This is a genomic window from Aquabacterium sp., from assembly GCF_035476535.1.
Classification (GTDB): Bacteria; Pseudomonadota; Gammaproteobacteria; order Burkholderiales; family Burkholderiaceae_C; genus Pseudaquabacterium.
Genome location: NZ_DATILJ010000052.1, coordinates 1 through 5481 on the forward strand (window position 1 = coordinate 1; position 5481 = coordinate 5481).

General features: G+C 67.0%; 6 protein-coding genes. 1 reads left to right on the forward strand and 5 read right to left on the reverse strand.

Annotation, left to right across the window (positions count from 1 at the left end):
* The 5 genes from VLK61_RS05475 to VLK61_RS05495 all read right to left on the reverse strand — a co-directional run.
* Window positions 1–404 (reverse strand): enoyl-CoA hydratase-related protein (locus VLK61_RS05475; protein WP_325419073.1); only part of this gene is annotated, 404 nt, incomplete at its 3' end.
* Window positions 405–408: 4 nt separating this feature from the next.
* The gene (locus VLK61_RS05480; protein ID WP_325419074.1) at window positions 409–1695 is read right to left on the reverse strand and encodes a metallopeptidase TldD-related protein; all 1287 of its coding nucleotides are present in this window, start codon (window positions 1693–1695) and stop codon (window positions 409–411) included.
* A complete protein-coding gene (locus VLK61_RS05485; RefSeq protein ID WP_325419075.1) occupies window positions 1695–3035 on the reverse strand; it encodes a TldD/PmbA family protein in 1341 nt (446 codons plus the stop codon). The genes VLK61_RS05480 and VLK61_RS05485 overlap by 1 nt, the downstream gene beginning before the upstream one ends.
* Before the next feature lie 59 nt (window positions 3036–3094).
* Window positions 3095–4027 carry a hypothetical protein gene (locus tag VLK61_RS05490; RefSeq protein WP_325419076.1) on the reverse strand — a complete coding sequence of 311 codons (933 nt, stop codon included), beginning with the start codon at window positions 4025–4027 and terminating at the stop codon, window positions 3095–3097.
* Between the two features lie 36 nt (window positions 4028–4063).
* Window positions 4064–4912, reverse strand: coding sequence for a 3-hydroxybutyryl-CoA dehydrogenase (locus VLK61_RS05495; protein WP_325419080.1), 849 nt, complete (start codon window positions 4910–4912; stop codon window positions 4064–4066).
* Window positions 4913–5009: 97 nt separating this feature from the next.
* Here VLK61_RS05495 and VLK61_RS05500 point away from each other — a divergent pair.
* On the forward strand, window positions 5010–5481 hold a 472-nt coding region (locus VLK61_RS05500; RefSeq protein WP_325419078.1), incomplete at its 3' end, for a GMC family oxidoreductase.

The following is a 5481-nucleotide window of genomic DNA, read 5'->3' on the forward strand; positions in this document are numbered from 1 at the left end:
TCGGCGGCCACCACGATGTCCGCCGCCAGCATCAGCTCGATGCCCAGCGTGTACGTGATGCCCTTGACGGCCACCACCATGGGCTTGGTGCGGCGCCGGTAGCCGGGCGTGCCCAGGTCGGTCGGCTCGACCAACCCCAACGGAATTGCCTTCTCGCCGCGTTGCATCAGCGGCGCGATGGTCGGCAGGTCCAGGCCCGCGGTGAAATGCTTGCCGAAAGCGTGCAGCACGCCCACACGGAGTTCCTCGTCGTCGTCGAGCAGTGTGTACGCCTCACCCAGTTCGCGAAACATGCGCGGGGTGAAGCCGTTCAACTTGGCGGGGCGGTTGATGCCGATCAGCAGCAGCGTACCGCGCCGCTCGGTGGTGATGGTGCCTTCCGGCGGCGGGGTCTGGTGGTTCATCGCGTCAGGAGAAGTGCAGGTTGGAGATGCGGATCCAGGGCAACAACAGCCCACCGGTGTCGATGCGCTCGCGGCTCACGCCGGCGATGTCGCGCAGCATCCGCGCCATGTTGCCGGTGACCATGCACTCCGACAGGGCCGCGCCGACCGCGCCGTCGCGGATGACGAAGCTGTTCTTGATCACCCCGGAAAAGTCGCCGTTCGCAGCCGGATTCCCCATCGAGAACTGACCCACCACGGCGCCCCGATGAATGCCGGCAACCAGTTGATCGCGCGGTGTCTCGCCGGCGGCGATCTCCCAACCGGAGGCGGCCGTCGCCACGTGAGGCAAGCCGGTCTTTCGGCTGCCGTACAGGCTGGGCGTCAGCGTCTGAAGGACGCCATTGCGTATCACGTCCACCGGCGGTGCAACGAAGCCGTCAGGCGACACCGGCGCCACGCCCGGCGCGTCGAACCTGCTGCGCAGCGAAAGCAAGGGCGCCGCGATCGCCTGGCCGACGCTTTCGCGGAACAGCGAACTGCCCGCAATCAGCTGCACGTCGCCCAGCTGGCCCTGCAGCCATCCCAGCAGCGATGCGACAGCGTGCGGCGACAGGACAACGTCGCCCACGAACTTTTCGCCCAGCGGGCGGGCATGGATCTGGTGCTCGGTCTCGCGCATCATCTCGCCGATGCCGAAATGGTCGTGGGCCGGCAAGGTCTGCAAGTCGTCCGCCGCACCATAGGCATAGTTCAACGAACTCACGGCCTTGCCTTCGCGGGCCCCGCCTTCCACCATCATCCCGTACCAGCCAACGCTGCCGCCCAGCGTGCTGCCGCCGGTCGTGAGCGTCTGCCATTGGTAGAGCGTGTGTTTGGCATCGGCCGCTTCGATCGTCATCTTCGGCGTCTCGCGCACGCGAAACTCGAGCAGCTCGCTCATCTTGCCTGCCAGCAGGTCCAGCTGCGGCTCCTGCGGGCCTTTGACGATGCGCTTGCTCTGGCCGGACGAGACCGCGTTAGCCGGGTCCTTGGGGGCAGACGCTGCATCGGCGAAGAGGCCGGCGATGCGCGTGCGCACCGCTTCCGGGTCGAGGTCGGCCACTTCGGTGCTCGCCATGCGGCCGTCCACGATGCCCATCAGCGAGAGCTTGCGCGAATCGGTGCTGCGCAACAGGCTGGGCTCGTTGTGGTTGACGTTCAGCTCGTTGAGCTGGGTGTGGCCCGCGGTGACCTGGGCCTGCTCGAAGCCGGCGGCGCGCATCTGGGCCAGCGCCTGTTCGGCAACGTCGTGAAGAGAGGGGGCTTGCATCATTCGCCTCCCAGGTGGGCGCGCACGCGCAGTGCCGGGCCGCCCATGGACACGACCATGGGTTGCTTCTTGCCGCAGTAGCCGGAGCAGTTCCACGACATGTCGTCGGAGACCGCGTCGGCGGACTGAAGCACCTTGATTGCGGAGCCCGACATCGTGGTGTCGCGGATCGCGCGGCCGAGCTTGCCGGCCTTGATCTCGTATGCGAGCGGGATGCCGAACATGAACTCGGTGGTGGAGTCGGCCTGGCCGTTGGCCGTCTTCATCAGGTAGTAGCCGTCGTCGACCTCGGAGATCATCTCGGCCAGCTTGCGTGTGCCCGGCAGGATGACCGTGTTGCGCATGCGCACCAGGGGCTCGTCGGTCGGCGCGTACGCCCGCGCGCTGCCGGTGGGCTGCAAGCCCAGGCGCTGCGCCGTTTCTCGGCTGCTCATGAAATCGGTGAGGACGCCGTCCTTGATCAGCACGGCGTCGCGCGCGGGCGTGCCTTCGTCGTCGCAGTAGACCGGGATCATCGCTTCCTGTCCGTTGAAGGTGTGCGCCACGTCAATCATGCTGACCAGCTCGCTGGCGATGCGCTGCCCGACGAGGTCGCCCGTCACGGCGCCGCCCAGCACGATGTCGGCCTCGCACGGATGGCCCATCGCCTCGTGAGCCAGGATGCCCGCGAGCTCCGGCGCCAGCACGATGGTGTGCTGGCCGCCGCGCGCGGCGACGGCATGGCGCTTGGCCTGCAGGTGGCCATGCAGTTCGTCGAGCCAGGGGGCCAACGCTTCCACCGAGAGGTCGAGGTCGGCCAGGCTCCCCTTGGCCGAGATCGGCTCGTACAGCTCCACCGGCGTGCCGCTGTCGCCGATCGCGGTGAAGGTGACGGCACACGCAGCGCGCTGGATGCTGTTCAGCACGTCGCTGCCTGTGCTGGTGGCCACCCATTTGCTGTGGTGCTCGTCATGCATCGCGATGCGCACGGACACGAGTTCCGGATAGCGCTGTTTGCACCAGGCCTGGATGGCCGCCATGCGCTCCACGCATTCGGCCTGACTGAGCGCGGGCCGGCCGCGAAACACATGCTCGCCCCGGTAGGTGCCGCCGGGCAGGGGCCGCGTGTCTTTAGCGCCGAACCGGGCCATGGCCTGGGCGTTCTGGCCGGCCTGCGCCTTCATGCGTTCGACACTGGCGCCGCTCGTGTCGTTGGTCGACGCAAAGCCCCAATAGCCGGCGCGGTAGGTGCGCGCACTGGCGCCTGCTTCGGTGGTCTGCGAGTTGAGCGTGAGGTTGCCGTCCACCATGAGGATGCGGCGCTTGCGCAGCTCGTGGCGGCGCGTTTCGGTGTAGTCCATGGGTGCTCCCTGATTCGGGAGCTCCATTAAATCAAAAGCCGGGAGCTCATCAATGCGAGTCAGAACACCGATTCGGCCGGCTCCGTCCGCAGGTCGAGCACGTCGTCGAGCACCTCGTCCAGCAGCATCAGGTCGCGGTACACGCCCAGCCCAAGCAGTGGCGGGCCGCTGCTGCTCTTGCTCACGTCGTTCTCGCCCAGCATCCAGCGCAGCACGAACATGCGCGACTCGCGGTAGGGCCAGATCTGCTCCAGCTCGGCGGACAGGTGCGCGTCGGCCAGAAGCTCGCTGTTTCTTGTCGACGGCTCGTCCCACGCCGGCGCTGTCTGGCCGAAGCGCTGCCTGAAGGCCACTCGCGCGACGTCCCATTCGCTCTTACGCTCGAGCTGCTTGTACAGCTCGAGCAACTCAAGGAAAACCCAGGGGCTCGTGTAGCGGAAATCGACCAGGTGCTCTTGCAGCAGCAGCACGGCGGCGACGTAATCGCCGCGCTTGCGCCGCCGCCGAAGTTTCCCGTCGAGCTGGTGCAAGTCGATCAATGTGGCTTCGCGCCGCGAGATCGTCTCGCCGATCGCGGTCACATAAATAGCGCGTGCGGCCTCTGCCGGGTTCGGGCTGTCGGGCAGGATCTGGCTCAGACCTCCGGCGGTCGTCATGATGGATGCGCCAGGCGGTTGAATATCCGCCCACAGCACCGAGTCCTTCTCGGTCTCCAGCAGACGCCGGCGCCTGCGTTCGACTAACCAACCGAACGTCGCGGTGGCAGCCGCGCCGAACAGCAACCAGCTGTTGGTCGATATGCCCGTGCCCCGGATCGCCGAGCCCTGGGGCGCTTGCTTGCCCGCGGCCGCGGCCGCCGATGCGGCGGGCGCCGGCCCGTCCACTTGCTGCACCGGTATCCACGCCAGCTCACGTGAGGGCCGCAGCGCCAGCGGCTCGCCTTCCGCCGGCGGGGCGACGGGGTCCACTGACGTGACGCCGGTGATGGTCATGAGGGTTGCGATCGGCTCGTGGCGCCGCGGCGCCGCTCAGTAGGTGTACACGCCTCGCCCGCTCTTGCGGCCCAGGCGGCCGGCGGCCACCATTTCCTTGAGCAGTGGGCATGGGCGGTACTTGGAGTCGCCGTATTCGGTGAGATAGACCTGCATCACCGCTAGGCACACATCGAGGCCGATCATGTCGGCCAGCGCCAGCGGGCCGATCGGCTGGTTGCAGCCCAGCTTCATGCCGGCGTCGATGTCCTCGGCCGTGGCGAGCCCTTCGGCCAGCACGAAGAATGCCTCGTTGATCATCGGCACCAGGATGCGGTTGACCACGAAGCCGGGCGCGTTCTTCACCGTGATGGGCGTCTTGCCCAGGGCCAAAGCCAGAGCCTTCACGGCGTCGTGCGTGGCGTCGCTGGTCTGCAGCCCGCGGATGATTTCCACCAGCGCCATCATCGGCACCGGGTTGAAGAAATGCATGCCGATGAAATTCTCGGGGCGCGAAGTCGCCGCGGCCAATTGCGTGATCGAGATCGATGAGGTGTTGGAGGCGAGGATCACTTCCGGCGGCAGGACAGCGTCCACCTGCTTGAGGATCTTGACCTTGAGCTCGTGGTTCTCGGTGGCCGCCTCGATGACGATCTGCGCGGCCTTGAGGTCATCGTAGTTCGTGCTGCCCTGGATGCGGGCCAGCGCGGCGTCCTTGTCGGCCGCACTGAGCTTGTCTTTCTTGACCAGCCGGTCCAGGCTGCCGGACACGGTGGCCAGGCCCTTGCCGACGGCCGCGTCGCTGATGTCGACCATCACGGCCCGCAGCCCGGCCACGGCGCATACCTGTGCGATGCCGTTGCCCATGGTGCCCGCGCCGATGATGCCCACTGTTTGGATACCCATTGCTTTTCTCTTTCGTAAGACAGCCTGCAATGGTACAAGCAGCCTGCCCACGGCGCTACTTTCGTTGTAAGGTGAAGGCCTTGATAAGGGATGTGAGATGGCAGATCAATTCGACTATGTCATTGTTGGCGGCGGGTCCGCCGGGTGCGTGCTCGCGGCACGGCTCTCCGAGAATCCGGGTGTGAAGGTCGCGTTGCTCGAGGCCGGGCCGCCCGACCGCAACGTGCTGATCCACTGCCCGGCGGGCCTGGCGGTGCTCGCCAAGAACGGCGAGGCCAACTGGGCTTTCCAGACCGTGCCGCAGCCGGGCCTGAACGGCCGGCGCGGCTACCAGCCGCGCGGCAAGGTGCTCGGTGGATCGAGTTCGGTCAACGCCATGATCTACGCGCGCGGCCACCGCAGCGACTACGACAGCTGGGCCGCCGAAGGGAACACCGGCTGGGCGTGGAGCGACGTGCTGCCGTACTTCAAGCGGGCCGAGCACAACGAGCGTGGCGCCGATGACTTCCACGGCACCGGCGGCCCACTCAATGTGATGGACTTGGCGCAACCGAACCGCTTCGGCCCGG